General features: G+C 39.8%; 27 protein-coding genes and 2 pseudogenes. 17 read left to right on the top strand and 12 right to left on the bottom strand.

What is annotated here, in order from left to right:
- Positions 1 to 20: 20 nt before the first annotated feature.
- The 3 genes from BSO02S_RS07265 to BSO02S_RS26240 all read right to left on the bottom strand — a co-directional run bounded on the left by BSO02S_RS07265 (position 21) and on the right by BSO02S_RS26240 (position 2,723).
- Positions 21 to 1,691, bottom strand: a complete 1,671-nt coding sequence (locus BSO02S_RS07265) for a PAS domain S-box protein (protein ID WP_066064618.1) — start codon at positions 1,689 to 1,691, stop codon at positions 21 to 23.
- A gap of 178 nt (positions 1,692 to 1,869) precedes the next feature.
- Complete coding sequence (locus BSO02S_RS07260; RefSeq protein WP_066064849.1) at positions 1,870 to 2,373, bottom strand: GNAT family N-acetyltransferase; 504 nt, start codon at positions 2,371 to 2,373, stop codon at positions 1,870 to 1,872.
- Between the two features lie 197 nt (positions 2,374 to 2,570).
- On the bottom strand, positions 2,571 to 2,723 hold the full coding sequence (locus BSO02S_RS26240; protein ID WP_084374932.1) for a YpzG family protein: 153 nt from the start codon (positions 2,721 to 2,723) through the stop codon (positions 2,571 to 2,573).
- Positions 2,724 to 3,005: 282 nt separating this feature from the next.
- Here BSO02S_RS26240 and BSO02S_RS07245 point away from each other — a divergent pair.
- The 7 genes and pseudogenes from BSO02S_RS07245 to BSO02S_RS07215 form a co-directional block, all read left to right on the top strand.
- Positions 3,006 to 3,628, top strand: a pseudogene (locus BSO02S_RS07245) (acyl-CoA dehydrogenase family protein); the annotation flags it as partial.
- Between the two features lie 41 nt (positions 3,629 to 3,669).
- Positions 3,670 to 4,434 carry a 3-oxoacyl-ACP reductase FabG gene (gene fabG, locus BSO02S_RS07240; RefSeq protein ID WP_066064846.1) on the top strand — a complete coding sequence of 255 codons (765 nt, stop codon included), beginning with the start codon at positions 3,670 to 3,672 and terminating at the stop codon, positions 4,432 to 4,434.
- A 22-nt stretch (positions 4,435 to 4,456) separates the two neighbouring features.
- Positions 4,457 to 4,906, top strand: a complete 450-nt coding sequence (locus BSO02S_RS07235; RefSeq protein ID WP_066064845.1) for a MaoC family dehydratase N-terminal domain-containing protein — start codon at positions 4,457 to 4,459, stop codon at positions 4,904 to 4,906.
- Positions 4,903 to 5,304: a MaoC/PaaZ C-terminal domain-containing protein gene (locus BSO02S_RS07230; RefSeq protein WP_066064606.1), complete on the top strand. Its 402-nt coding sequence runs from the start codon at positions 4,903 to 4,905 to the stop codon at positions 5,302 to 5,304. Before BSO02S_RS07235 ends, BSO02S_RS07230 begins: the two co-directional genes overlap by 4 nt.
- Positions 5,305 to 5,603: 299 nt before the next feature.
- Positions 5,604 to 5,831, top strand: coding sequence for a hypothetical protein (locus BSO02S_RS07225; protein WP_066064603.1), 228 nt, complete (start codon positions 5,604 to 5,606; stop codon positions 5,829 to 5,831).
- Positions 5,832 to 6,113: 282 nt separating this feature from the next.
- Positions 6,114 to 6,887, top strand: coding sequence for an SDR family oxidoreductase (locus BSO02S_RS07220; RefSeq protein ID WP_066064599.1), 774 nt, complete (start codon positions 6,114 to 6,116; stop codon positions 6,885 to 6,887).
- 254 nt (positions 6,888 to 7,141) lie between these two features.
- On the top strand, positions 7,142 to 8,077 hold the full coding sequence (locus BSO02S_RS07215; RefSeq protein WP_066064596.1) for a manganese-dependent inorganic pyrophosphatase: 936 nt from the start codon (positions 7,142 to 7,144) through the stop codon (positions 8,075 to 8,077).
- Between the two features lie 93 nt (positions 8,078 to 8,170).
- Here BSO02S_RS07215 and BSO02S_RS07210 read toward each other — a convergent pair.
- Both BSO02S_RS07210 and BSO02S_RS07205 read right to left on the bottom strand, forming a co-directional pair.
- Positions 8,171 to 8,653 (bottom strand): annotated as a pseudogene (locus BSO02S_RS07210) (IS3 family transposase); the annotation flags it as partial.
- A gap of 35 nt (positions 8,654 to 8,688) precedes the next feature.
- Positions 8,689 to 9,279: a hypothetical protein gene (locus tag BSO02S_RS07205; protein ID WP_066064593.1), complete on the bottom strand. Its 591-nt coding sequence runs from the start codon at positions 9,277 to 9,279 to the stop codon at positions 8,689 to 8,691.
- A gap of 165 nt (positions 9,280 to 9,444) precedes the next feature.
- Between BSO02S_RS07205 and BSO02S_RS07200 the strand changes: the two genes are divergently transcribed.
- Positions 9,445 to 10,038, top strand: a complete 594-nt coding sequence (locus BSO02S_RS07200; protein ID WP_066064590.1) for a DNA-3-methyladenine glycosylase I — start codon at positions 9,445 to 9,447, stop codon at positions 10,036 to 10,038.
- A 13-nt stretch (positions 10,039 to 10,051) separates the two neighbouring features.
- Here the strand turns inward: BSO02S_RS07200 and BSO02S_RS28250 are convergent, their stop codons facing one another.
- The 3 genes from BSO02S_RS28250 to BSO02S_RS07190 form a co-directional block, all read right to left on the bottom strand.
- On the bottom strand, positions 10,052 to 10,180 hold the full coding sequence (locus BSO02S_RS28250) for a hypothetical protein (RefSeq protein WP_268875986.1): 129 nt from the start codon (positions 10,178 to 10,180) through the stop codon (positions 10,052 to 10,054).
- A gap of 13 nt (positions 10,181 to 10,193) precedes the next feature.
- The gene (locus BSO02S_RS07195) at positions 10,194 to 10,637 is read right to left on the bottom strand and encodes a hypothetical protein (RefSeq protein ID WP_157081402.1); all 444 of its coding nucleotides are present in this window, start codon (positions 10,635 to 10,637) and stop codon (positions 10,194 to 10,196) included.
- 221 nt (positions 10,638 to 10,858) lie between these two features.
- Positions 10,859 to 11,011 (bottom strand): hypothetical protein, encoded by a 153-nt coding sequence (locus tag BSO02S_RS07190; RefSeq protein ID WP_235846879.1) that lies wholly within the window; start codon positions 11,009 to 11,011, stop codon positions 10,859 to 10,861.
- A gap of 305 nt (positions 11,012 to 11,316) precedes the next feature.
- Between BSO02S_RS07190 and BSO02S_RS07185 the strand changes: the two genes are divergently transcribed.
- From BSO02S_RS07185 to BSO02S_RS07170, 4 genes are all read left to right on the top strand, one after another.
- Entirely contained in the window at positions 11,317 to 11,979 is a 663-nt protein-coding gene (locus BSO02S_RS07185; RefSeq protein ID WP_066064581.1) for a TetR/AcrR family transcriptional regulator, read from the top strand.
- 21 nt (positions 11,980 to 12,000) lie between these two features.
- Positions 12,001 to 12,738, top strand: coding sequence for a GTP pyrophosphokinase (locus tag BSO02S_RS07180; RefSeq protein ID WP_096190956.1), 738 nt, complete (start codon positions 12,001 to 12,003; stop codon positions 12,736 to 12,738).
- A 112-nt stretch (positions 12,739 to 12,850) separates the two neighbouring features.
- Positions 12,851 to 13,318, top strand: a complete 468-nt coding sequence (locus BSO02S_RS07175) for a CBS domain-containing protein (RefSeq protein ID WP_066064577.1) — start codon at positions 12,851 to 12,853, stop codon at positions 13,316 to 13,318.
- 76 nt (positions 13,319 to 13,394) lie between these two features.
- Positions 13,395 to 13,745 carry a metal-sensitive transcriptional regulator gene (locus BSO02S_RS07170; RefSeq protein WP_066064573.1) on the top strand — a complete coding sequence of 117 codons (351 nt, stop codon included), beginning with the start codon at positions 13,395 to 13,397 and terminating at the stop codon, positions 13,743 to 13,745.
- A 61-nt stretch (positions 13,746 to 13,806) separates the two neighbouring features.
- Here BSO02S_RS07170 and BSO02S_RS07165 read toward each other — a convergent pair whose 3' ends face one another.
- Together BSO02S_RS07165 and BSO02S_RS07160 are read right to left on the bottom strand one after the other, a co-directional pair.
- Positions 13,807 to 15,078, bottom strand: a complete 1,272-nt coding sequence (locus tag BSO02S_RS07165) for an MFS transporter (protein WP_066064570.1) — start codon at positions 15,076 to 15,078, stop codon at positions 13,807 to 13,809.
- Between the two features lie 13 nt (positions 15,079 to 15,091).
- A complete protein-coding gene (locus tag BSO02S_RS07160) occupies positions 15,092 to 16,399 on the bottom strand; it encodes an alkaline phosphatase family protein (RefSeq protein WP_084374930.1) in 1,308 nt (435 codons plus the stop codon).
- A gap of 183 nt (positions 16,400 to 16,582) precedes the next feature.
- Between BSO02S_RS07160 and BSO02S_RS07155 the strand changes: the two genes are divergently transcribed.
- The 3 genes from BSO02S_RS07155 (at position 16,583) to BSO02S_RS07150 (ending at position 19,055) form a co-directional block, all read left to right on the top strand.
- Positions 16,583 to 17,503, top strand: a complete 921-nt coding sequence (locus BSO02S_RS07155; RefSeq protein ID WP_169802728.1) for an alpha/beta hydrolase — start codon at positions 16,583 to 16,585, stop codon at positions 17,501 to 17,503.
- 110 nt (positions 17,504 to 17,613) lie between these two features.
- Positions 17,614 to 17,775 carry a hypothetical protein gene (locus BSO02S_RS26235; protein ID WP_174524229.1) on the top strand — a complete coding sequence of 54 codons (162 nt, stop codon included), beginning with the start codon at positions 17,614 to 17,616 and terminating at the stop codon, positions 17,773 to 17,775.
- A 251-nt stretch (positions 17,776 to 18,026) separates the two neighbouring features.
- Entirely contained in the window at positions 18,027 to 19,055 is a 1,029-nt protein-coding gene (locus tag BSO02S_RS07150) for an ATP-grasp domain-containing protein (protein ID WP_066064564.1), read from the top strand.
- A gap of 56 nt (positions 19,056 to 19,111) precedes the next feature.
- Here BSO02S_RS07150 and BSO02S_RS07145 read toward each other — a convergent pair whose 3' ends face one another.
- Positions 19,112 to 19,486 (bottom strand): nucleotide excision repair endonuclease, encoded by a 375-nt coding sequence (locus BSO02S_RS07145; protein WP_066064561.1) that lies wholly within the window; start codon positions 19,484 to 19,486, stop codon positions 19,112 to 19,114.
- Positions 19,487 to 19,823: 337 nt separating this feature from the next.
- Between BSO02S_RS07145 and BSO02S_RS07140 the strand changes: the two genes are divergently transcribed.
- Positions 19,824 to 20,405, top strand: coding sequence for a TerD family protein (locus BSO02S_RS07140; RefSeq protein ID WP_066064558.1), 582 nt, complete (start codon positions 19,824 to 19,826; stop codon positions 20,403 to 20,405).
- Positions 20,406 to 20,592: 187 nt separating this feature from the next.
- The gene (locus BSO02S_RS07135) at positions 20,593 to 20,988 is read left to right on the top strand and encodes a hypothetical protein (RefSeq protein ID WP_066064555.1); all 396 of its coding nucleotides are present in this window, start codon (positions 20,593 to 20,595) and stop codon (positions 20,986 to 20,988) included.
- 69 nt (positions 20,989 to 21,057) lie between these two features.
- Here BSO02S_RS07135 and BSO02S_RS07130 read toward each other — a convergent pair whose 3' ends face one another.
- Positions 21,058 to 22,104, bottom strand: a complete 1,047-nt coding sequence (locus BSO02S_RS07130; protein ID WP_235846884.1) for a putative glycoside hydrolase — start codon at positions 22,102 to 22,104, stop codon at positions 21,058 to 21,060.
- Positions 22,105 to 22,237 lie beyond the last annotated feature (133 nt).

Raw genomic sequence — 22,237 nt, 5'->3', positions numbered from 1 at the left:
GACGGACTTGTCTTTTTGTTTTATACCTTTTCTGTTTCTGAACGGTGGTGGTTCTTGGCGTAATTCTGCTGGACTGGCAGGGAAATGTGAACAGAGGTCCCCTGATTTTTCTGACTGTCAAAGCGGATGGTTCCCTGATGTGATTGAACAATTTTGAAACTGACTGTTAAACCTAGGCCTGTTCCCTTTTCTTTTGAAGAGTAGAAGGGTTCACCAATTTTTGCTAATCGTTCCTTTGAAATCCCGCAGCCGCTATCTTTAACAGTAATTTGTACATGGTCATCTTTTACTGATTCTAAAACAAGGGAAATTTTCCCGCCATTTTGAGAAGCTTCAATCGAATTTTTAATGACATTGATAAATAATTGCTTAAGCTGATTTGGCTCGCATTCAATCAAAAGATCCTCTTCTGGAAAAAAAGAATCGATTTGCACGTTATATAAACTAGCTTCTGTACTTAATAGGGAGATGACGTCCTTTAAAATCTTTTGAAGATCGGCCATTGTATATTTTAGAAGCTGCGGTTTTGCTAATAACAGAAGCTCACCAACAATGTGATTGATCCGATTTAATTCATCTAACATAATTTGATAATAAAATTGATGCTTCACATCCTCGACTTGTAAAAGCTGGACAAATCCTTTTAAAGAGGTAAGCGGGTTCCGAATTTCGTGGGCCACGCTGGCAGATAACTCCCCAACGATTGACAGCTTTTCCGTTCTTCTCAGCCGCTCTTCGGTTTTCCTTAAGGTGGTCAAATCTTTGCCATAGCCAATAATCCCAGCGATGTTCCCATTAATAATGATTGGAAGTGAGGTACATTGCAAGATAACCGCAGCCCCGTTTGCATGTGGTATTTTTATCTCATAGATGACCGGCTTTATTTCCTCAACAACAGTGGAAATAAATTTCGGAAGATACCTGATATACCTTTTTGGTAATAAAGTTTTTACATTTTTTCCAATCAGTTCTTCGCGATTGTAACCCGTAATGACATCAAAGTGAGGGTTTAAGTTAGTAATATTCCCGTTCATATCCAGCAGATAAACAATATCTGGACTGTATTCAAATAAAGACTTATATTGCTGTTGGCTTTCAGCCAGCAGTCGCGCCATATTTTTCCTTTCTGTAATATCGCGGCCAATTATGACTAATCCTTCTCTACTGCCATCAGGATTGAAAAGCGGCACTTTTATTGTATCAAACGTTTTCGCTGAACCATCTGGAACGGGAAGAACTTCTTCAATCCGGGTTATTTCACCATTTTTCCATGCTTCTTCATCTGAAATCTCGCAGTAACGAAGGGCATCGGCATAAAAGTCTGTATACTCCGCTAATTCAGAGTCTTTTTTTCCGCGATAATCAACATTCTCAAGCTGGAACAATTGTAAACCAAATTCATTAGATTCAATCCATTTGCCCTCGCCGTCTTTAAAGTTAACAAAGTCAACCATTGAATTAATTAAGGTAGATAGACGTTTTTGGTCCTCTTGGGATACAGTTAATTCCTCATTTTTACTTATGAAAAAATAAAGGAATCCTCCAGTGACTACTATATAAAAAAATTCTTTCGACCTTTCCACTATGTCAGTAAAGGAGGAAGGGACAAATTGTTTGATTAGATAATTAGATCCATATATCCAAATAATACTTGTGATGAAGTAGAGGATAATCAGCTTTTTTTTCTCCATGGAAATCTCCAATTCTTTTCAAGGGAATAAGTTTTTTATAATCATTTCTTCTTCTATTAATTATAGTACTAGATAATCACTTAATTTGGAATATTACAATGGTGGAAATCATATTTTTTAAATGGAAAAAGCTTGTGGATTTTTAGTCCACAAGCCGTTTTAATTTGATTCAATGGATTTAGAAGATTCTCTTGCCTAGTATTAGCAGGTCTCTTTCGATCCCATCCAGTTCTGCCACATTCGGCAGGTGTGCCCACTTTTCAAAACCAAAAGTAGAAAATAGTTTCATGCTTGGCTCATTATGACCAAAAATAAAGCCGAGCAGGGTTTTGATTTGAAGCTTCGGGCAAGCATCGATTGCTTTTTGAATTAGAAATTTTCCGAGTTTCCTTCCGCGAAAGTCCTGATGAATGTAGATGCTAATTTCTGCGGTGCTATTGTAAGCGGATCTGCCGTAAAATGATTGAAAGCTGACCCATGCGCATATTCTGCCTTGACTTTCTACAACCCATAATGGTCTAAAAGCAGAGGTGTGTTCGTTAAACCATTGTTCACGGCTTTCTACTGAGACGGGCTCTAAATCGGCAGTAACCATTCTGCTTGGTATAGTTGAATTATAGATGTCAATAATTATCGGCAAATCACTAAAATTGGCATCTCTTATCTTGAAATCTTCTAACATGCTCATGCTCCACTCCTGTTTATATAATCTAATTGGATTTTATGATATCGCGTCAAACCTTTATTTTCAATAATAAGTAAACTCAATTTTAAAAAAAGAAAGACCTTTTCCCGACAGTGGTGCCGGAGAAAGGTCTTTTCCTTCTAATGACAACATAATTCTATGAATGTCATTATTCGTTTCTTTTGCCATAGCAGTTACCAACGGTGTGCTTTGGCATTGCTCCTCAGGATGATTGTGTTTCGAGTCACTTGAGTTTGTCCATTCACCTGTGAATTTTGACGCTTTGGCCGCGTCGTTCTGTAGTGAAAAAGCTCTGACTGCGGATCTAAATGATCTTTGTAGCTCATCAAAAATCACCTCATCATAGGATACTTTGAAACGAGATATTCTCTTAGGAATATCACTAGTAGCATTTGTAAAATGACCGGAAAATAATCACCAAAGTGAATTATTTCATATTCGTGCAAGTGAATGTGTTTCATATTAATTAGAACTTGTATTGTCTGAAATTTCGGAATAAAATAAAGGTAACATACCAACCGGTAGGTATGCGTTTGGGAAGTTTAGCATATTATTTTTTAGTAGCTAAAAGGCTTAATTTCAAGAATAAGAATGGAGTGAAGTTGTGTATGCATTTGCGTCTAACCGATGAGCAAAAAATGGTGCAAAAGACAATTCGAAGATTTGTAGAGAAAGAACTCATTCCACTTGAAAATGATGTGCTCAGAAACGAACGAGAAGGAAAACCAAGTCTTTCTAAGGGGAAGTTAAAAGAGCTGCAATCAAAGGCAAAGGAAGCTGGCTTCTGGAAACATTTATTACTGGCGGAAACGAAGCAGATTTCGTGATGGCGATTGCGATTACAAATAAAGACCTGCACCAATCGACACAAGGACGGGAAGGGGTAACCTGCTTTATTGTCGACCGTGAAATGGGCTGGAAATCAGAGTATATACATACGATGGGTGACTGGGGTCCAGCGGGCTTAGTATTTGATAATGTTCGTGTTCCGGAGGAGAATATCCTCGGCGACTTACACAAGGGTTATAATCTTGGTCTCGAATGGATTGGCTTTGCAAGGTGGATTGTTGGCGCAAGGGCAGTTGGCTCTGCTGAACGCTTATTGCAAATGGCGATTGATTATTCACAAGAACGGATTACCTTTGGCAAACCCATTGCGGAAAGACAGGCAATCCAGTGGCAGATTGCTGACTCCGCTGTCGAAATTGAGGCGGCAAAATGGCTGATATTGTAAGCGTTTCTATTAACAATATTATTTCAGGAGGAATGATTATGGCGGGCAGATTTGCAGGGAAAGTTGCATTTGTTACAGGCGGAAGCCGCGGAATCGGAAAAGGGATTGTTGAGCTTTTTGCCGAGGAAGGAGCAAAGGTGGCCTTCATCGATTTAAACGAAGATGCGTTAACCGAAACAACGAGCGAATTAAAAGAAAAGGGTTACGACGTTTATTCGAAAGTGACAAACGTTGTTGATGCCGAGCAGGTGGAAAGTGCCGTTAAAGAAGTGGTCGAGACATTTGGCTCTGTTGATATTCTTGTCAATAATGCAGGGGTCATCCGCGATAATCTGTTATTCAAAATGAGTGATTCCGATTGGCAAATGGTCATGGATGTCCACTTGAAAGGATCATTTAATGCCGCCCGTGCTGCCCAAAAATATATGGTTGAAAATAAATACGGGCGAATCATCAACATCTCCTCGACGTCGGCGCTCGGGAATCGCGGCCAGGCAAACTATGCTGCTGCAAAAGCAGGCTTACAGGGCTTCACAAAAACGCTGGCGATTGAGCTAGGAAGATACGGGATTACGGCTAACTCTGTTGCACCTGGGTTTATTGAAACAGAAATGACCAAGGAAACGGCGGCTAGAATTGGAATTCCCTTTGAGCAATTAATTCAGGCTAGTGTAGCACATATACCAGTTGGCAGAAGCGGGAAGCCGGCAGATATCGCCAATGCAGTTGCCTTCTTTGCAGATGAAAAATCATCATTCGTTAATGGTCAAGTCATCTATGTTGCCGGCGGGCCAAAAAATTAATGGGAAGCTTGAGGTGATTAAATTGTTCAAGGAGCAAATAGGTAAACAATCGAACAAGGTGAAAAATGTTGTGGAAAGAGGGGCCGTAAAGAAATTTGCGGTGGCCATTAGTGATGCTCATCCAATTTATGTTGATGAGGAGACGGGCAGACTTTCTAGATATAGGGCCAATATTGCACCGCCAACCTTCCCAAGAATCTTTGACTATGGTGAGATTGAGGGGTTGAATCTGCCGAATAAAGGTCTGATTCACGGCGAACAAACCTTTCATTATGAGCGTCCATTAGTGATTGGTGAGGAAATTAACTGCTATACGAAAGTGAAAAATTATTTTGAGAAAAAAGGGAACTTTGGTGAAATGGGGTTTCTATTGATTGAAAGCTATGGTGAGGATCTATCTGGAAAGTTAATTTTCAGCTCAACCTCAACAATTGTCATTTCTGAAGCTGTAAGGAAGGTGTTGGCTCGATGAGTACACTGACAGAGTTACACGTTGGCGAAACCTTGAAGGAGATTCAACTCGAACCTGTCTCAAGGCTGGACCTGATCATGTATGCCGGTGCCTCAGGGGATTTCAACCCGATTCACACGATTGATGAGGAGGCTAAAAAAGCGGGGCTGCCGGGAATTATTGCCCATGGCATGTGGACAATGGGAAATCTGGCCAAGCTGTTTACTTCCTATTATGAAGAAGGCTTTATCCAGGATTACTCAATCCGCTTTAAAGGCATGGTATTTTTGAATGATATCATTACCCTCAAAGCGGCATTAAAAGAAAAACAAGAAAATCAGCTCCGCTTCAATGTCCTTGCGGTTAACCAACAGGGGAAAGAGGTGCTAAAAGGTGAGGTTTTGTATCACCAATATTAGCCGCCCTAGATTTTTGAACACGAAATATGGCCCAGCACCATTAAGGGATTCCTTTTTGCTGTTGGGTTTATTTTTATCATGATTTGTATTTGTTAGGCAGGGGATGACGGGAATTTACAAACGTACCTTTGGAAAAATATTTAAAAAATACTAGGGGGATTATCGGGAATGATATTTTCATTTTAAGTGCTGTGCGTACACCTGTTGGCAGGTATGGCGGTGCATTAAAAAATGTTAACTCTGGAGAGCTTGCTGTGATTGTCAACTAGGAGGTTATTGGAACCCGTACGGAGGCAAAAGTGGGAGGAAAGGTATCCAATAGAGGTTATTGGAGCCCTTACAGAGGAAAAATCGGTGAAAAGGTATCAATAGAGGTTATTGGAACCCGTACGGAGGCAAAAGTGGGAGAAAAGGTATCCATAGGGGTTATTGGAACCCGTATGGAGGCAAAAGTGGGAGAAAAGGTATCCAATAGAGGTTATTGGAACACGTACGGAGGCAAAAGTGGGAGAAAAGGTATCAAATAGGGGTTATTGGAGCCCGTACAGAGGAAAAAGTTGGTGGAAAGGTATCCAATAGAGGTTATTGGAACCCATACAGAGGTAAAAGTGGAAGAAAAAGTATCTAATAGGGGTTATTGGAACACGTACGGAGGCAAAAGTGGGAGAAAAGGTATCAAATAGGGGTTATTGGAGCCCGTACAGAGGAAAAAGTTGGTGGAAAGGTATCCAATAGAGGTTACTACTGTTAAAAGAATAGAGCTATTGTTAAAAAAGTAAACGATGGTTTCTTAAATAGGGGGAAAAACTATGCATGTGAAAGATCTTTTTGATTTATCGGGAAAGGTGGCAATTGTGACAGGCGGCGGCAGGGGTCTTGGGCAGCAAATTGCGGAGGGGTTTGCAGAAGCGGGCGCAAATGTGGTTGTCTGTTCGCGAAAACTGGAAGCTTGTATGGAAGTAAGTGAAGGGCTGAAGCGGCTTGGGGTTGACAGCTTAGCTCTAAAATGTGATGTGACCAATCCTGAAGATGTCAAACGTGTCGTCGAGCAGACGGTCGAAAAATTTGGACGGATTGATATCCTTGTCAACAACAGCGGTGCTTCCTGGGGAGCTCCAGTTGAGGAAATGCCTTTGGAAGCTTGGAAGAAGGTCATCGATGTTAATATTACCGGTACTTTCTTAATGTCACAGGCAGCAGGAAAAGTGATGCTTGAACAACAAGCGGGGAAAATTATTAATATTGCCTCGGTAGCTGGTTTAAAAGGCAGTAATCCAAAAATTATGAATGCCATTGGCTATAACTCAAGTAAAGGTGCAGTTATTAGTTTTACAAAGGATTTAGCTGTGAAATGGGGTCCACACGGGATTTACGTGAATGCGATTGCTCCAGGGTTTTTCCCGACAAAAATGTCAAAAGGTTTATTAGAACATGGTGGTGAGGCGATTCTTGAAAGTACACCATTAAGAAAATTCGGCTCGGATACAGACCTTAAAGGGGTGGCATTATTTTTAGCAGCACCTGCTTCGGATTTTGTGACCGGAGATGTTGTGGTGGTCGATGGCGGTGAGCATGCGATGTAAGGGGGCAACTATCAAAAGTGAAAGCTTAATTTTTTGCTGTGATTGGACAAAGAGTTGTACCTTTAACAGTAAAATAATGAAAAAACTAGACCCAGCCTGCAGGCCCATCTGCTGGCTGGGTTTTCGAATGGTGATAAAATTAAGTCAATAAATTTTTTTGAAACCTAATTCATATTACTATATAATTTTCGTTAGGGTCATTCTCAGTTGCTTGGGCTTGTCCTACATATTTTTATACGATTAGGAGTAGTAAAATGGAAAAAGTACTTATTTTCGGTCATAAGAATCCTGATACGGATACAATTTGTTCTGCAATTGCTTATGCAGATTTAAAAAAACAACTTGGTATGGATGTCGAACCTGTTCGCCTCGGACAAGTGAATGGTGAAACGCAATATGCACTTACTTATTTCAATGCAGAGGTACCTCGTTTAGTGGAAGCAGTGGCAGCGGAAGTCAACTCCGTCATTTTAGTTGACCACAATGAACGCCAGCAAAGTGCCAATGATATTACTGAAGTTCGTGTCCTAGAAGTAATCGACCATCACCGGATTGCTAATTTTGAAACAAGCGATCCATTATATTACCGTTGCGAGCCTGTTGGTTGTACGGCGACGATTTTAAATAAAATGTATAAAGAAAATGGCAAGAAAATGAACAAAGAAATTGCAGGTCTGATGTTATCTGCGATTATTTCCGACTCTTTATTATTTAAATCACCAACATGTACACCAGAAGACGTTGCCGCTGCCCGTGAATTGGCTGAAATCGCCGGTGTGGATGCCGATAGCTATGGTTTAGAAATGCTGAAGGCAGGTGCTGACTTAAGTGATAAGACTGTAGAAGAGCTGATCTCACTTGATGCGAAAGAATTTGAAATGGGTTCAAGTAAAGTGGAAATTGCGCAAGTGAATGCTGTTGATCCTAATGAGGTACTAGCACTTCAAGGAGAATTAGAAGCCGTTATTACTAAAGTAATTGAAGACAAGAACCTTGATTTATTCTTATTCGTTGTAACTGATATTTTAACAAATGACTCAGTTGGTTTAGCATTAGGAAACAAAAAAAGTGCCGTAGAAAAAGCCTATAATGTGACTCTTTCCAATAACACAGCAACATTGAAGGGCGTCGTATCACGTAAAAAGCAAATCGTTCCAGTGTTAACGGATATTTTTAATAAAGGCGAGTAAAAAAATCAGGCTTATGTGACGAAAAATGCATATTGAAAATGAATGAAAAAGGCGCCCTATATGATCTGACCCAATAAAGTTAGACAAATACTTTTATGCAACGTTTAAGACTTGAGTTCTGTATTCCACCGGACTCAGGTCTTTTAATTTTGCCTTCATTCGTTTGTGATTGTAATAGTGAATATAATCAGCTAATTCCCTATCAAAATGCTCTATACATTCAAATTTTTGTAGATAAAGAAGTTCAGATTTTAAAAAGCCAAAGAAATTCTCGATGACTGCGTTATCTAAACAGTTTCCCTTTCGGGACATACTCTGCTTAATTGGGTGCTGTTCTAGTGTTTTTTGATATCTTTTCATTTGATAGTGCCAACCTTGATCTGAATGAAGAGTTACTTGGTCTCCTGGCTGAAGGTGTTCAATCGCTTGGTCTAACATATCTCCCACCAATTGATAAACAGGACGTTTCATGACGTTAAAAGCAATGACTTCGCCATTACATAAATCCAATACTGGAGAGAGATATCGTTTCTCACCGAATGGGTGGAATTCTGTTATGTCTGTTACCCATTTTTGGATATACGGCTAAACCTTCTTCTTATACGGTCCTGTTAATCAGGGTGCTGTTGATTTTCTTCCTTTTTATGATTCATTAAGAAAAATGTCAATGGTTGGTCGGAGCCTGTCATCAATTTATAAACATAGGAAGAGGTAACTTTATAGCCATCGTCTATTTTCGTTGCTAAGTAATTGGTTCGCTCAAAGAGAATCGAGCGGATATGATTCACCTGGCGGGATATTTTTTCAATCAACGCTTCTTGATTGTCCAACCGCTGTAACATTCCCCCTTGTAAATCCGCTTGTTTTGTCACCTTTTCCGATACTTCCATTTGTAATTCAAGCTGCTTATCCATCTGCTGTGCAAGCTGATAGCTGGCATCTTCGTTCCGTTCTAATTTGCTTCGCAAATCAGACAGCTGATTGTCTATATGCCTCCATTGGGTAACCTGTATTTCTTCTTGCTGCTGTGTTTGCAGGCCTATTTCTGCAAAAGCTTGTGTGAGTGCAGCATTGGCTTTTTGTTGTTCATTTATTAACATGGTAAGATAATCCTGTCTTGATAACATTTGATTTGGTTCGTGAAGTTCTTGGTTGTTTTTATAAACATCTGGATGATTTTTATTGTTAATGAATAATCCCATACCTCTCTCCGCCTTTATTTGGTTATTAGTTGTGATAGTTTATGCTTCCGAGAGAAGGCGTGAATGGGCTGTTAATTATTTCATAGGATGGTTTGATTATGGCCAAGGAAGGATTTTAAGCAATAATATTGAATGATTTTAGAAAGAATTGTGGGGGATTGGGTAATGACATTATTAAAAGAATTTAAGAATAGATGCGGCTGGGTAAACCAGGATCCGCTTTATATTGATTATCATGACCATGAATGGGGTGTCCCTGTCTATGATGATCGCTTGCTATTTGAATATTTAAATCTTGAAGGGGCGCAGGCTGGCTTGAGCTGGTACACGATTTTAAAGAAACGCGATTATTACCGGAAAGCCTTTGATAACTTTGAAGCTGAAAAAATTATCGGCTACGATGATAAAAAAATAGAAGAGCTTTTACATAATGAGGGAATTGTCAGAAATAGGTTGAAAATTACTGCAGTTGTTACGAATGCTAAGGCTTATTTAAAGGTGGTCGAGGAATTTGGTTCGTTCCATGCCTATATTTGGTCATTTGTTGTTGGGAAACCCATCCAAAATCACTTCAAAGAGATGAAAGATGTTCCGGCAACAACCGAAATCAGTGATAAATTAGGTAAGGATTTAAAGAAACGCGGATTTAAATTTGTCGGTTCCACGATATGCTATGCGTTTATGCAGGCAACGGGCATGGTAAATGACCATATTGTCAGCTGTGACTGCTACCAAAAGTCCATTCCCGTTACGAAATAAAGAAAAAAAGCGATTATCTCATCTGGGAGACATCGCTTTCTTTTGGTTGGGTAAAGAAAAAGATAAAGACAGCGATGGAAAGCAGCAATAAAAATATTCCGCCTTTTGATGGCTGTATCGTCGGAAAATCTGTTAGTGACATGAAAATCGCCCCTTCAGTTCGTAATAAACCATTTAGAATCAACATTCAAATAATCAGTCACAATCCAGCGGAATTGTGTATAGACTTTTTCGATATCGGGTAATGTGTACTCATGTTTAGGGATACCAAAAATTGGACCTGTCATATTGATTCTAAATCGGCCATTGCCTAGAAAGACACCAGACACATTTATTTGATCTGTTAGCAACAAGATTCCTAAAAGAATATCCCCAATATCGATAAATAAACTAAGTGTTTTATTTCCGAATTTTCCTTCCATTCGAGCAATCCCGGTTAAGGGCCCGCCCACCGATAACGCAAGTCCACCTGGTTCAACAATTAAGCGCGAAATCGTCACCTGTCCTGTTAATAATAATCCGGCTGTAATCAGATCCAGATTCCGTTGAATGGAATAAACTGAACGGATAGCTTGGTCTGATTCACAAGTATTCTTCAATTTTTTCACATCCCATTGAAACCCTTCTCTTTTTTCGTTTTGCATGATGAGGATATGAATTCTTTGTTTTGTATAAACAACTTGTGGATGTTGTGAAAAAAATGGATCGATAATCTTAACCCTTCTGATATGTTATTCAGATATGTTCTAGGCGGTTCACTATTTTTTAAAAAAAGCCCATCACTGATTTGTGATGGGCTTCCATTCTTGGATTAAGAAGTTTATTTTTCAAGCATGAATTCCGAAGTGGGAATGGTAATAATTTTCCCGCCAATTTGAACATGAACGGTATCGTTGAAAATGGCTTTCACAATTCCTTTTAATGAGATTGTTGAATTAACAGAGATTTTTTTGGATTCAGATTGGTTGGCCAAATTAATCAACACCTTTCTAAAATTGGTAAACATATAGGAATAAGGAAAAATAACTTAAGATAATATACCTAAAGAATTCGCAAAAATATGTTGAAATCCTGCTTTGAAAAGTATTATTTACGAAAAAATCTAAGAAGTTTTGTTCATGTTACCATCATTTCATATGCAAAGGGGTGTTTAAACATTAAATGATCGTAACATGAACTATGGTTCATAGTATTACATTTCTCGGGTTCTCTGTCAACGAAAACATGAACTATGGTTCAATTTTAAAAAATATGCTAAGATAGGACAGAGGTGATAAAATGTCAGACCGTGAAGATTTTCTTGTCGGTGAATTTCCATTTGTCCCAAAACAGGAACGGGCCCTAATCAAAAGAAATGCGCTGCTTGAAAGTGGGCATACATTGTTTATTTCGAGGGGCTACGAGCAAACAACGGCTAAGGAAATTGCTGCCCATGCAGGGGTAGCTACCGGGACCTTTTATCGTTATTTTTCAGATAAACGACAATTATTAATGTCATTATTAGAGGATAAATTGGACAAGCTTCTCCCGCCGGAACCAAGCTGGCTTTCAGGTGATCCGCAATCATTGTTAGCTTCACTTTTGGTGGCTCATAATAAGCGCCTTAATGAGTTAGGACTTCATCGTGTCCTGCCTGAGTTGGCACTAAAAGACTCGGAGCTTGCTGAGATTTTGGGTGCTGCAAGGAGAAAAATACATGCTAGAATTCTTTCGAGTTTAAAGCAAGCCAGTGAAAAGGGACTGACCTGGAGGGATTTGGACTTAGACACTGTCTCTTGGGCCATTATGGTCCTTGTTGAGAACAGTCAGGAAAAGGAAGCCCGAACTGGAAAACTGGCAGATTATCAAGAGATTTCTAAAGTGATTTGCCGGATGGTATTCCCCCCGGAAGTGTTATCTCACTTGCGAAACATCGCTGATTCTAATGGACTTAAATGCTGATAGTTGGAGAGGAAGTTATTGGTGAAAATAGAACAATTAATTGATATGAAAGAACTTAGAGCACTTAAGGTTGAACTGACAAGGTTCATGATGGCCTATAAGTTTGCATTAGATGAAATGAATACAAAAATTAATATCCTAAAGGATGAGTTTAATTATATTCATGACTACAATCCAATAGAACATGTAACGTCACGGTTAAAGTCTCCGGAAAGTATTTTTAAGAAAATATATCGTAAAGGCCATGATTTCTCTTTACCGGCGATAAAAGAAAATGTAAGAGACATTGCTGGTATCAGGATAACATGTTCGTTTATTTCCGATATATATGAATTGAGCAAGATGCTCGCTAATCAAAAAGACATTCGCGTAATTGATTATAAGGATTATATAAAAAATCCGAAGCCCAACGGCTACCAAAGCCTGCATTTAATTTTAGAAATTCCTATTTTTATGTCGGACCGTGAAGAATTAACCTATGTGGAAGTTCAAATACGGACGATTGCGATGGATTTCTGGGCAAGCTTAGAACATAAAATATATTATAAATATAATAAGGAAGTACCTATCCGTATGATCGCTGAGTTAAAAGATGCGGCGACTATGGCTGCTGAGTTAGATCGAAAGATGGAACGTCTCCATAAAGAAATAACTGAGATAAAATTAGCTGATCAAGCAGAAGAAGAAGCTAGGCTGTTAAGCATGCAAAAAGGAGATTTTAATCTTCCCTTTTTAGAATCATTCCTGCAAAAAAAGTAGGAATTCACCTGTAGATAGCAAAGGTCTTCGAACGATTGGAAAAACTAAGCTGGAAAGGGATCCTTTTTTCAGCAGATTGTAGATTAATTCAAACGAAAGCGGTGACATTTTTATGATGGTAAAAGATATTATGGTGACAGACGTCATTTCAGTCAGCCCCAGTACTTCTTTAAAAGACGTAATGAAAACGTTTGTTGATAAGAAAATTGGCGGTGTGCCCCTTATCGATAAGGATGGGATCTTACGCGGAATGGTTACAGATGGAGATATATTGCGGGCAATCAGTCCAATTGATCGCCGGATTCAGGATTATTTTTCATTTATCACCTATATTGCTGAAGAGGATTTGGAGCACCGCCTCAATGAAGTAGCTGAAATGGAGATCATCAAGATTGCAAAAACGCATGGGATCATAACTATTAGTCCAGAGGATGAAATGAAAAAAGTGGTCTCCCTTTTGTCCAAGCATCATTTTAAAAAACTGCCTGTCATTGATAAAAGTCAACGTGTAGTTGGTGTCATCAGCAGGGGAGATGTCATTCGCAATATCCAACAAACAATATTAAATGAATGGAAATAAATATAATTACCATCCAAAAGTCCTTCACGTTACGGTACGGGGGTATGATATAATAAACCAAAAAGGAGGCGGTTGGATGTCTTTTGATCAAGGAAGTAATAAAGAAGAAGTTATCGGTGAATCATGCTGTACAGATGAAGACAGCCATCGAAAGAGCCATCATTCAGATAAAGTGAAAAACAATCTTGTAACAAGGTTAAATCGGATTGAAGGCCAAATTCGCGGCATTAAAGGCTTAATTGAGAGGGATACGTATTGTGATGATGTCATTAATCAAATTTCAGCTACCCAATCAGCCTTAAATAGTGTAGCGAAAATCTTACTCGAAGGACATATGAAAAGCTGTGTGGTCGAGAGAATTCAAGAAGGTGACTTCGAAGTCTTAGACGAAGTTCTAGTCACCATCCAAAAACTAATGAAAAAGTAATTAGAATGGTAGTCTGATGAAAAATAAGACCTCACAACCTGGTGAGGTCTTTTGAATTTTATTATGAAAGTGAATTGGAATGAGCGGTATTGTTTGCTTCCGGTATACGGAGGAGAATAAGGCCGCCGATAATGAATAAAACAATAAGGCTGAACACGCCGCTATTTGTATTACCGGTCATCTGGGCGGTGAAGCCGACAAGGAATGGTCCTAAGATGGCAGCAAATTTATAAAAAATACTATAGAACCCGAAGAACTCATTGGCATTTTCTTTTGGGACGAGTTTTGCAAAGTAGGAGCGGCTCAGTGCCTGAATTCCACCTTGTGAAGAGGCGACCAGCATCGCTAAGATCCAAAAATCCAAAGTAGTTTTTAAGAAATAAGCATAGGTACAGATGACAATGTAAATAAAGATTCCAACGAGCAGCATCGTTTTGCCTTTGAATTTATCGGCCAGTTTACCATATATAATCGCGAACGGGGCTGCAACGACTTGTGTCGCAAACAAAATGATTAGCAGGTTCGTTGAAGTAATACCTAAATCGGATCCATAGGCCGTCGACATCGTAATAATCGTATTCACGCCATCAATGTAAAAGAAATAAGCAATCAGAAAAAGAAACAATGGCCGGTATTGCTTTATTTTCTTAAACGTTGCAAACAGTTGTTTAAAGCCATTGGAAATGGGGTTGGGCACCCGGTCTTTATAATAAACCTGCTTGACATGTTTTAGCATCGGGATGGTGAATAAGCCCCACCATAACGCGGTAATCGCAAATGCTATTTGACTGGCAACGGTTACAGATAATGGGATGATGCTTTGCTGCGCTGAAATAATTAGGGCGATACTAATAATGAAAGGAATCGTGCTTCCGATGTAGCCCCAGGCATAACCTTTGGAAGAAATCTGATTCATCCGCTCCTCCGTGGTCACATCGACAAGGAAGGCATCGTAGAAAATATTTGTTCCGCCAAAACCGAGGACAGTTAACATATAACATATTAATAAAATAAGCCATTGACTGCTTGGAACAACCGCCAGCAGCAAGGTAAAGACAATTCCTAACGCGAAGAAAAAGGTGAAAAACCGTTTCTTATAGCCCTTGAAATCCCCAATGCTCCCTAATATAGGGGCGCAGAGCGAAATTAATAGGGTGGCAAATGAATTGGCATAGCCCCAATAGGCCGTGGAAGTGGAAGCAGCAAGCCCTGCCTGATTAGCCGCCGCTTTAAAATACAACGGAAATATGGCCGTTGTGATGAGAATGGAGTAGGCAGAGTTAGCCCAATCATACAGCACCCAGCTTTTTTCCGGCTTTGACATCCGACTCATACATTTTCCCCCTTTATAAAGTCAAAATTTCTTCGATCACTCTTCCATCCGTACTCCCTAGATTGACACCTAGAAGCCTTGCGAAGGTGGGACCTTCATCAATGAGTCGGATAGAAGGCAGGGTAATTGCTTGAATTCCTTTTCCTGCAGCCATAAAGATTGTCCCGTAGTCTTCTTTTTCTGGTGAATAGCCATGACAGGCTAATGTATACCTTTTATCTGCAGCAGCATCCTTTGGCGTGATGGATTTGAGGTACTCCCCTCCAAAGTCCTCTAAAAAGTAATAACCTTTTTGCGCTTCAATCATAAAGGCGCACATTCCATCTGCGCCTTTTTCCGCTGCTTGTTTGCCTGTCAGTACCTTTTCAATTCCGGATTGTGGATCTGCTAAAAGAGTGGATAACATATTTTCCACTGCGATATGTGCTTCCAAGTCTTGTTTGTCTTTTACATAAATATATGCAGAGCCATCACAACTTTTACAATAGGCCCTCCAATTAATTATTTTTCCCTTGTGGTTGGTTGTGATGAGATGATCCTTATGTAATAGAACATTTAGGTTGACCGCGTTATGCTCATCGAGGGCACTATGATCACCTAAAGCCACTATAGTAGAATTTTCATAGATACCGATGTCCTGTAAGGCTTCGATAATTCTGCCAAGACGTTGATTGTGACGATGAAGGGCCGCGATTGCCTCATCGGAAGAAAAGCCATGATCATGACGCTGGGTATCTAAATCAGTAAAATGGACCATTACTAGATTTGGCCTCTTTGTTTTAATTGTATCGACTGTTGACTCTAAGACAAAGTCATCCAATTCCGGCTGATGAAGGCCGTTGCGGATATGACCGTAACGCTTATTGAGATCCCATTGAAAGTGGGGAGTACCGTTCATAAGCGAAACAAGGATTTGATTTTGCCAAGGACGATTCGCAAATATTTCTGGCATATTATAGTCTATCTTTGCTTTGGCAGTAACCGGCCATAACAGCGCTGCAGTCGTTAAATTTGCCTTTTTTGCTTCATCATATAACGTCGTACCATGAATACAATCCCGGTACCAATTCCAGTCTGGAGAAAGCATGCCCGGCTGCAAGAGCGTATTATTGATGACTCCATGGCGGTTTGGATAATTACCGGTCACAATCGTCGCATGACACGGATAAGTGACCGAAGGGTAAATGGATTCAACATTTTCTACATACGCCCCATTTTTTAATAGTGTTTGAAAGTGGGGGAGGTCTTTCAGCATCAGAAAATCTAAAGCAGATAGACAATCAAAGGAAATAATAATTAAATGGTCTGTAAGTCGCTTCATGATAAACCTCCAGGTAGTAGGATCTGGTAAGTACAATTGTACTATAAGAAAGGGGAAATGGAAGAATTGTTACAGAATATTTACAAAACTTTCGAAAGTGCTGAATCCTAGATTCATAGTTATTTTTTAAAAGGATTTTTTAGTATAATGAAACTAGAAGCTTTTGGAAAGGGAGATAAGGACATGCCAAGTTTCCGAAGTTATTTTTTTGAAAAAGGAATTAAATTTTCGGTAAAAAGAGCCCTTAAGAAAGGGGTCAGAGATAAGCGGGTGGAGGAACAGCGGCAGATGCTTGATAATGTTGGCAGGAGATTAGCGAGGATGCCAAAGAACTGTCAGGTTGTGCCGCTTGAGATTGAAGGCATGTACGCAGAGTGGCTTTCCACCGCAAGCAGCTTGGAGGATAAGGTCATTCTTTACCTACATGGCGGTGGGTATGCGTTTTGCTCTGCTGATACACATCGGCCGCTTGCAGCAAGGATTGGTCAAGCATCAGGTGTAAAGGTTTTATTTCCAGAGTATCGGCTTGCCCCAGAGCATCCATTTCCGGCTGCAATCGAGGATGCCGTCAACGTGTACCGCTGGCTTTTGGACCAGGGTTACATTCCTTCTAACATTATTTTTGCCGGGGATTCTGCTGGAGGGGGACTAAGTCTAGCGGCCGCATTAGTGTTAAGGGAACAGAATGAACCGCTTCCGGCCGCGATTATTTGCCTTTCTCCCTGGGTAGATTTAACGAGCAGCGGGGAAAGCTACACGAAAAATAACGGGCTTGACCCGTATTTGAGTGTACAAGGGGTAAGGGAAGGTGCCCATATGTATGCAGGTAAGGAAGGGTCCCTCGACCATCCGCTCATATCACCAGTCTTTGCAGACTTAACTGGATTTCCGCCCTTGTTTATCCAAGCGGGGAATCATGAAATTTTGCAAAGCGATGCGGAAAAGCTTACGGCTCAGGCGCGTTTGGCAGGTGTTGCTGCCACGCTTAAGGTGTGGGAAGGAATGTGGCATGTTTGGCAAATCAGTGGTGACTTGCTGCCAGAGGCAAAACGGGCAATAGACGAAATTGGGGAATTTGTAAGGCGAACCTTTCGAAGCAAATAAAGTGAAAGGTTTGATAATGGTTTGGGCAACCCTAACCACATCTAATGATATAGCACGGTGAAAAACTGTAATACTATTGACACTATTTATACGAATGGTGATTCTTTTTAATGGGATTGTTTGGCGGGGAATTTCTTGTTTCCAAAATGAACTTTTTTGAGAGACAGGTTGTCAAAAAGGTCGATGGTATCATTGCGGATCAATCAAAACTAGATCATGTTTCGATTAAAGAATTTGCTTCCAAATTAAATAATATAAAAAGTCTTGTTTAGGAATTTACCTCTGCTGATTGAGGGCATGGGCCTTTTTAATTTAAGGTGTTTCCCTTGGTTTGGTATGAGCGTTTTTGCTTTTGCAGAAGCGTTTTTTTGCTGTAAGAAAGGTATTTCGATAGGAGGTTTGAGTAAAAACTTTTCAACACGTTAATCTTCAGGGAAATTTTTCGACAAAATTTTGATTATAAAATTGGAACAGTAGGATAATAATGGAAGAGGTCTTAACTACAACAAGAAAGAGGATTTAGATGAAGATTTGGTTTAATAGATGGTTTACGACGGTTTCCCATTACATTGATATGATTCGCGCAAACGAAGATCATCGGAAATTCATCGTTTACGGAACCCATCCAAACAAGGATGCGCTTTATTTACAGAATTGTGATTTTGCCTTTGTCGAACCGGATATTTCCGGTGATGAATATATTGGCTTTTGTCTAGAGTTTTGTCAGCAGCACCATATTGATATTTTTGTCCCGCGGAAGGAAAATGTTCTGATTTCTAAAAGGCTTGCCGAATTTGAGGCGTTAGGCGTAAAAGTGCTAGTGTGCCCTGATGCAAAGCTGATGGAGACGATGGATAATAAGGCAGCCACGTATCAAAGCGTAGCGAAGAGGGTACCTGCCTTTTCAATCCCTGACTACCATGTCGTTAATACGATTGATGGGTTTAAAGAGGCCTATGAAAGACTCAAGGATAAAGGGCATACGGTTTGTTTTAAACCTGTCGTTGGTGAAGGGGCGAATGGTTTCCGGGTCATTAAGGACCAGATTGAATCGATTAACCAGCTTTTTCATCAAGGCATTGGCTATCGGATTCCATACCATTATGCGTGTGAGATTCTAAGACAACAGGAAACCTTTCCTGATTTAATGGTATTGGAATTTTTGGAGGGAAGGGAATATAGTATCGATTGTGTAGCATCCCCGGAAAAATTGTATGCCGCTATTCCACGGATGAAGGGGGACGGCCGGGTGCGGGAGCTTGTCGAAAGTCTCGAGCTCATCGAAATGGCCAGGAAATTTCATCAAGAATATCAATTGCCCTATGTGTTCAATATCCAGGTGAAATATAACAAGGATGTTCCAAAGCTGCTTGAAATCAATCCGCGGATGAGTGGTGGGATGCATGTTAGTTGTCTTTCAGGTATCAACATTCCCTACCTTGCCATTAAGGTATTATTGGGTGAAAAAGTAGACCGTCCGGAGCCAAGCTTCGGAATCCGCGTAAGTCATATTGAAAAAGAAATGATCCTTAAATATGGCGACATTAGTTAAGTAAATAGAAAAGAGCAGGTTTTTTTTGTGAAACCTGCTCACTCATTAAAAAAGGATTATTTATAGAAAACTTTGTCGATATTATATTTTGCGTGAAGGGTATTAATGATAAAGGTTTCATAAATTTCTCGCTCCATCGGATCCTCAATCACACATAGTGCAATCTTATATACTTCATCTCGATGCGTTTTAATGGGTGAAACCGTATCTTCAAAATGACGTTTCACACGCGGTCTTAATTTTCTCGCTTTACCGACAAACAGCAATTCGTCATCGGCGTTAAACATTAAGATGATTCCGCCTTTATCCCTTGGGATTCTATGGTAATCTGTAAAGCCATATTCACTGCTTATTGGTGCTTCTACTTTTTCTCCAAGTTGCTTTTTTTTAGTTACAACTATATCTGGATTAGGTATTTCAATTTTTATCATTTAAAAGAATCGCTCCCTGCTTAAAATATACGGTAACCCCGTTTTGCTAACAGCTTATTATAGCATAACTAACTTTCCGTGGCAGACTTTCTTATTTTAACCATTTTTATGCGGCTCAAAACCTAATTTAGGATAGATTAATTGCTTTATTCTAATGAGTGTGAAAATAATGGTAGTAAAATAAGTGCGATTTTTGTACACTTAAGGAAGGTATTGCAAATTTTGGGATATACCTAAGCTTCTTAGGTGAATATCCGAAGATGTGGGTGTAGAATGTTAGTAGCCTTCTATTTATTTTAGAAGGTTTAATAAAAAATTATTTCGAAAGGGTGTTAGTATGGCAATTTCACTATCTAAAGGTCAGAAGGTAGATTTAACAAAAACAAATCCTGGTTTATCGAAGGTTGTTGTTGGTCTTGGCTGGGATACAAACCGCTATGATGGCGGAAACGACTTCGATTTGGACGCAAGTATCTTTTTATTGGATGCAAATGGAAAATGTGCTTCTGACAGGGATTTTGTTTTCTATAATCAGCTAGAAGGCGGAAATGGTTCCGTGGTACATACAGGTGATAACCGTACGGGAGAAGGAGACGGCGATGATGAGCAAGTAAAAGTGAACTTAAGTGCTGTTCCTGCTCAAGTCGAGAAAATCTCGTTTGTTATTACGATTCATGATGCGGAGGCGCGCGGCCAAAATTTTGGACAAGTTTCTAATGCTTTTTGCCGAATCGTAAACGAAGATACAAATCAAGAAATCATTCGTTATGATTTGGGAGAAGATTTCTCTATTGAAACAGCAATTATCGTAGGTGAATTATACCGCCACAACGGCGAATGGAAATTCTCAGCCGTCGGCTCAGGCTACCAAGGCGGGCTAGGTCGCATCGCAACAGACTTCGGCTTAAACGTAGGCTAAGCCCTAAGAATTGAACAAAAAAGGACAAGGGGGATGAAAAAATCCCGCTTGTCCTTTTTTTATTGACATTTGTCCGCCAAGGGCGGACAAATGTCTTTCTGTGGTGCCTGACACCATTTGATTGAATATCAATCTAATTGTTGGTATGGTAACAGTATCATCTTTGGGAATTGAGGGAGAAAGTTTTATGTTGTTTGTTGTTAAAACACAGGTTCTTGCTGTTTTGTTTGCTCTTTTGTGGGTCTTAAATATTAATTTATTGGCGTTTTTTGATTCTCCGGGTCGTGCACTTCAATATATAAATTGGTTTGTTTATGGGTTTGCTATTTGTTTTGGTATTATTTGTTTTCTTATGACCAAATATGTGATTGGTCGAAACTGGCTTGCTGTTCCGTTAATATTGGTTCCTTATCTTTTTGTTTACCAGCCGATTTTCCAACGAATTCAATCAAGCTTTATGTCGGAAGGGTATGAAGGGTTAGTTAATTTCCTCTCCCAATCAACAGGAACGATCCACTTACTTTCGCTGATATTCGGGATAGCTCTTGGTATTATGTTCACAAGACCGCAGCCAAGGACCTAGCACAATGCATGCTTGAAAAAAGGACAAATACCGAAATTAACAGGTATTTGTCCTTTTGTGTTATAGATATTATTCGGGAGTATAATCGACATTTGTTGTATAGTTGTTTGCAGCATTCCATAATAAAAACTCATTGATTCCCTGCGAATGTAAGGCGCGAATTTGATCTTCGATTTCCCGCTTGCCATAAACTTTATAGTTCCCTTTTCCGAGCCAGGCCGCTGTGAAATCCTGCAGCCACGGCCTTGATATCGGAGGAGTAGTTAATTTTTTCAAACGGGAATTTTCAACTTTTGCATATTCCTTAACAAGTAGGTAGGGCTCTAAATCGGGTTTCGCAATCCCAAAAATACCCGTCCAATGACTGGGATAAATCATCGCAGAAATTACATCGACATGTGCAGCAATTTGTGAGAAGTTCTGTCCAATTCCAGGCGCTTCAGGAATTACCGTTGCGTTTCCAAACGTATCAACGGACATCTTGACACCATATGACTTTAATTTCTGATTCGCATATTTGACGAACCCCGTCACCGCAGCCACTCGATTGCTGCCGTCTTTTTTACCCGTATAGGTAAGTGAATTCTCAAAAGAGGCAAATTTTTCAGGAAATCTCACATAGTCGAATTGGATTTCTTTAAAGCCTACTTTTACGGCTTCAATCGCCATCCCTATGTTATAGTCCCAAACCTCCTTTTGATAGGGGTTAGTAAAAATATCACCCCGGGAGTTCCGCCAAATGCCTTGGGAGGTCTTAAAGGACCAGTTTGGCTGGCTTAGCGCTAAGACATTGTCTTTAAAAACAACAACCCTTGCAATCGGATAGATATTATTTTTATTCAAAGTCTGAATAAGGCCCCTTGGGTTTTTTATATAGGGCTGGCTGGCCGAATAATAGGGTGAATTTTTAGAGGGATTGAAAGTAAGGTGGCCGTTGTCATCCTTAATATCAATAACCATTGCATTCAGGTCTGTTTGCTTGACGAGGTTCAATAACTTAGCAAACTGCGGACCATTTGTGTACGCGGCTTTTACATAAATACCTCTGATTGGCTCTTGGGAAAAATGAGTGTTTGCAAATATTTGATAATTCGTAGGAAAAGCAACAAAGACAATCAATAAAACAATAAATTTCCTCACACGCTCACTCCTCGTTAATATTTTTATTAGCGTTCGCTTTGTTCATACAAAACATACAACACCATAGCAATGTGGGAATATTGATAAGAAGGTGCCTGACACCATCAAA

It is taken from the genome of Neobacillus soli NBRC 102451, from assembly GCF_001591665.1.
GTDB classification, from domain to species: domain Bacteria; phylum Bacillota; class Bacilli; order Bacillales; family Cytobacillaceae; genus Neobacillus; species Neobacillus soli.
This window is presented reverse-complemented; position numbering and strand designations above follow the sequence as displayed.

Coding starts and splice junctions, on each gene's coding strand:
- BSO02S_RS07215 (WP_066064596.1), top strand. CDS start 7,142: ATGGAAAAAGTACTTATTTTCGGTCATAAGAATCCTGATACGGATACA.
- BSO02S_RS26240 (WP_084374932.1), bottom strand. CDS start 2,723: ATGAGCTACAAAGATCATTTAGATCCGCAGTCAGAGCTTTTTCACTAC.
- fabG (WP_066064846.1), top strand. CDS start 3,670: ATGGCGGGCAGATTTGCAGGGAAAGTTGCATTTGTTACAGGCGGAAGC.
- BSO02S_RS07140 (WP_066064558.1), top strand. CDS start 19,824: ATGGCAATTTCACTATCTAAAGGTCAGAAGGTAGATTTAACAAAAACA.
- BSO02S_RS07170 (WP_066064573.1), top strand. CDS start 13,395: ATGTCTTTTGATCAAGGAAGTAATAAAGAAGAAGTTATCGGTGAATCA.
- BSO02S_RS07230 (WP_066064606.1), top strand. CDS start 4,903: ATGAGTACACTGACAGAGTTACACGTTGGCGAAACCTTGAAGGAGATT.
- BSO02S_RS07155 (WP_169802728.1), top strand. CDS start 16,583: ATGCCAAGTTTCCGAAGTTATTTTTTTGAAAAAGGAATTAAATTTTCG.
- BSO02S_RS26235 (WP_174524229.1), top strand. CDS start 17,614: ATGGGATTGTTTGGCGGGGAATTTCTTGTTTCCAAAATGAACTTTTTT.
- BSO02S_RS07200 (WP_066064590.1), top strand. CDS start 9,445: ATGACATTATTAAAAGAATTTAAGAATAGATGCGGCTGGGTAAACCAG.
- BSO02S_RS07175 (WP_066064577.1), top strand. CDS start 12,851: ATGATGGTAAAAGATATTATGGTGACAGACGTCATTTCAGTCAGCCCC.
- BSO02S_RS07185 (WP_066064581.1), top strand. CDS start 11,317: ATGTCAGACCGTGAAGATTTTCTTGTCGGTGAATTTCCATTTGTCCCA.
- BSO02S_RS07135 (WP_066064555.1), top strand. CDS start 20,593: ATGTTGTTTGTTGTTAAAACACAGGTTCTTGCTGTTTTGTTTGCTCTT.
- BSO02S_RS07150 (WP_066064564.1), top strand. CDS start 18,027: ATGAAGATTTGGTTTAATAGATGGTTTACGACGGTTTCCCATTACATT.
- BSO02S_RS28250 (WP_268875986.1), bottom strand. CDS start 10,180: ATGTCACTAACAGATTTTCCGACGATACAGCCATCAAAAGGCGGAATA.
- BSO02S_RS07165 (WP_066064570.1), bottom strand. CDS start 15,078: ATGAGTCGGATGTCAAAGCCGGAAAAAAGCTGGGTGCTGTATGATTGG.
- BSO02S_RS07145 (WP_066064561.1), bottom strand. CDS start 19,486: ATGATAAAAATTGAAATACCTAATCCAGATATAGTTGTAACTAAAAAA.
- BSO02S_RS07260 (WP_066064849.1), bottom strand. CDS start 2,373: ATGTTAGAAGATTTCAAGATAAGAGATGCCAATTTTAGTGATTTGCCG.
- BSO02S_RS07160 (WP_084374930.1), bottom strand. CDS start 16,399: ATGAAGCGACTTACAGACCATTTAATTATTATTTCCTTTGATTGTCTA.
- BSO02S_RS07220 (WP_066064599.1), top strand. CDS start 6,114: ATGCATGTGAAAGATCTTTTTGATTTATCGGGAAAGGTGGCAATTGTG.
- BSO02S_RS07265 (WP_066064618.1), bottom strand. CDS start 1,691: ATGGAGAAAAAAAAGCTGATTATCCTCTACTTCATCACAAGTATTATT.
- BSO02S_RS07205 (WP_066064593.1), bottom strand. CDS start 9,279: ATGGGATTATTCATTAACAATAAAAATCATCCAGATGTTTATAAAAAC.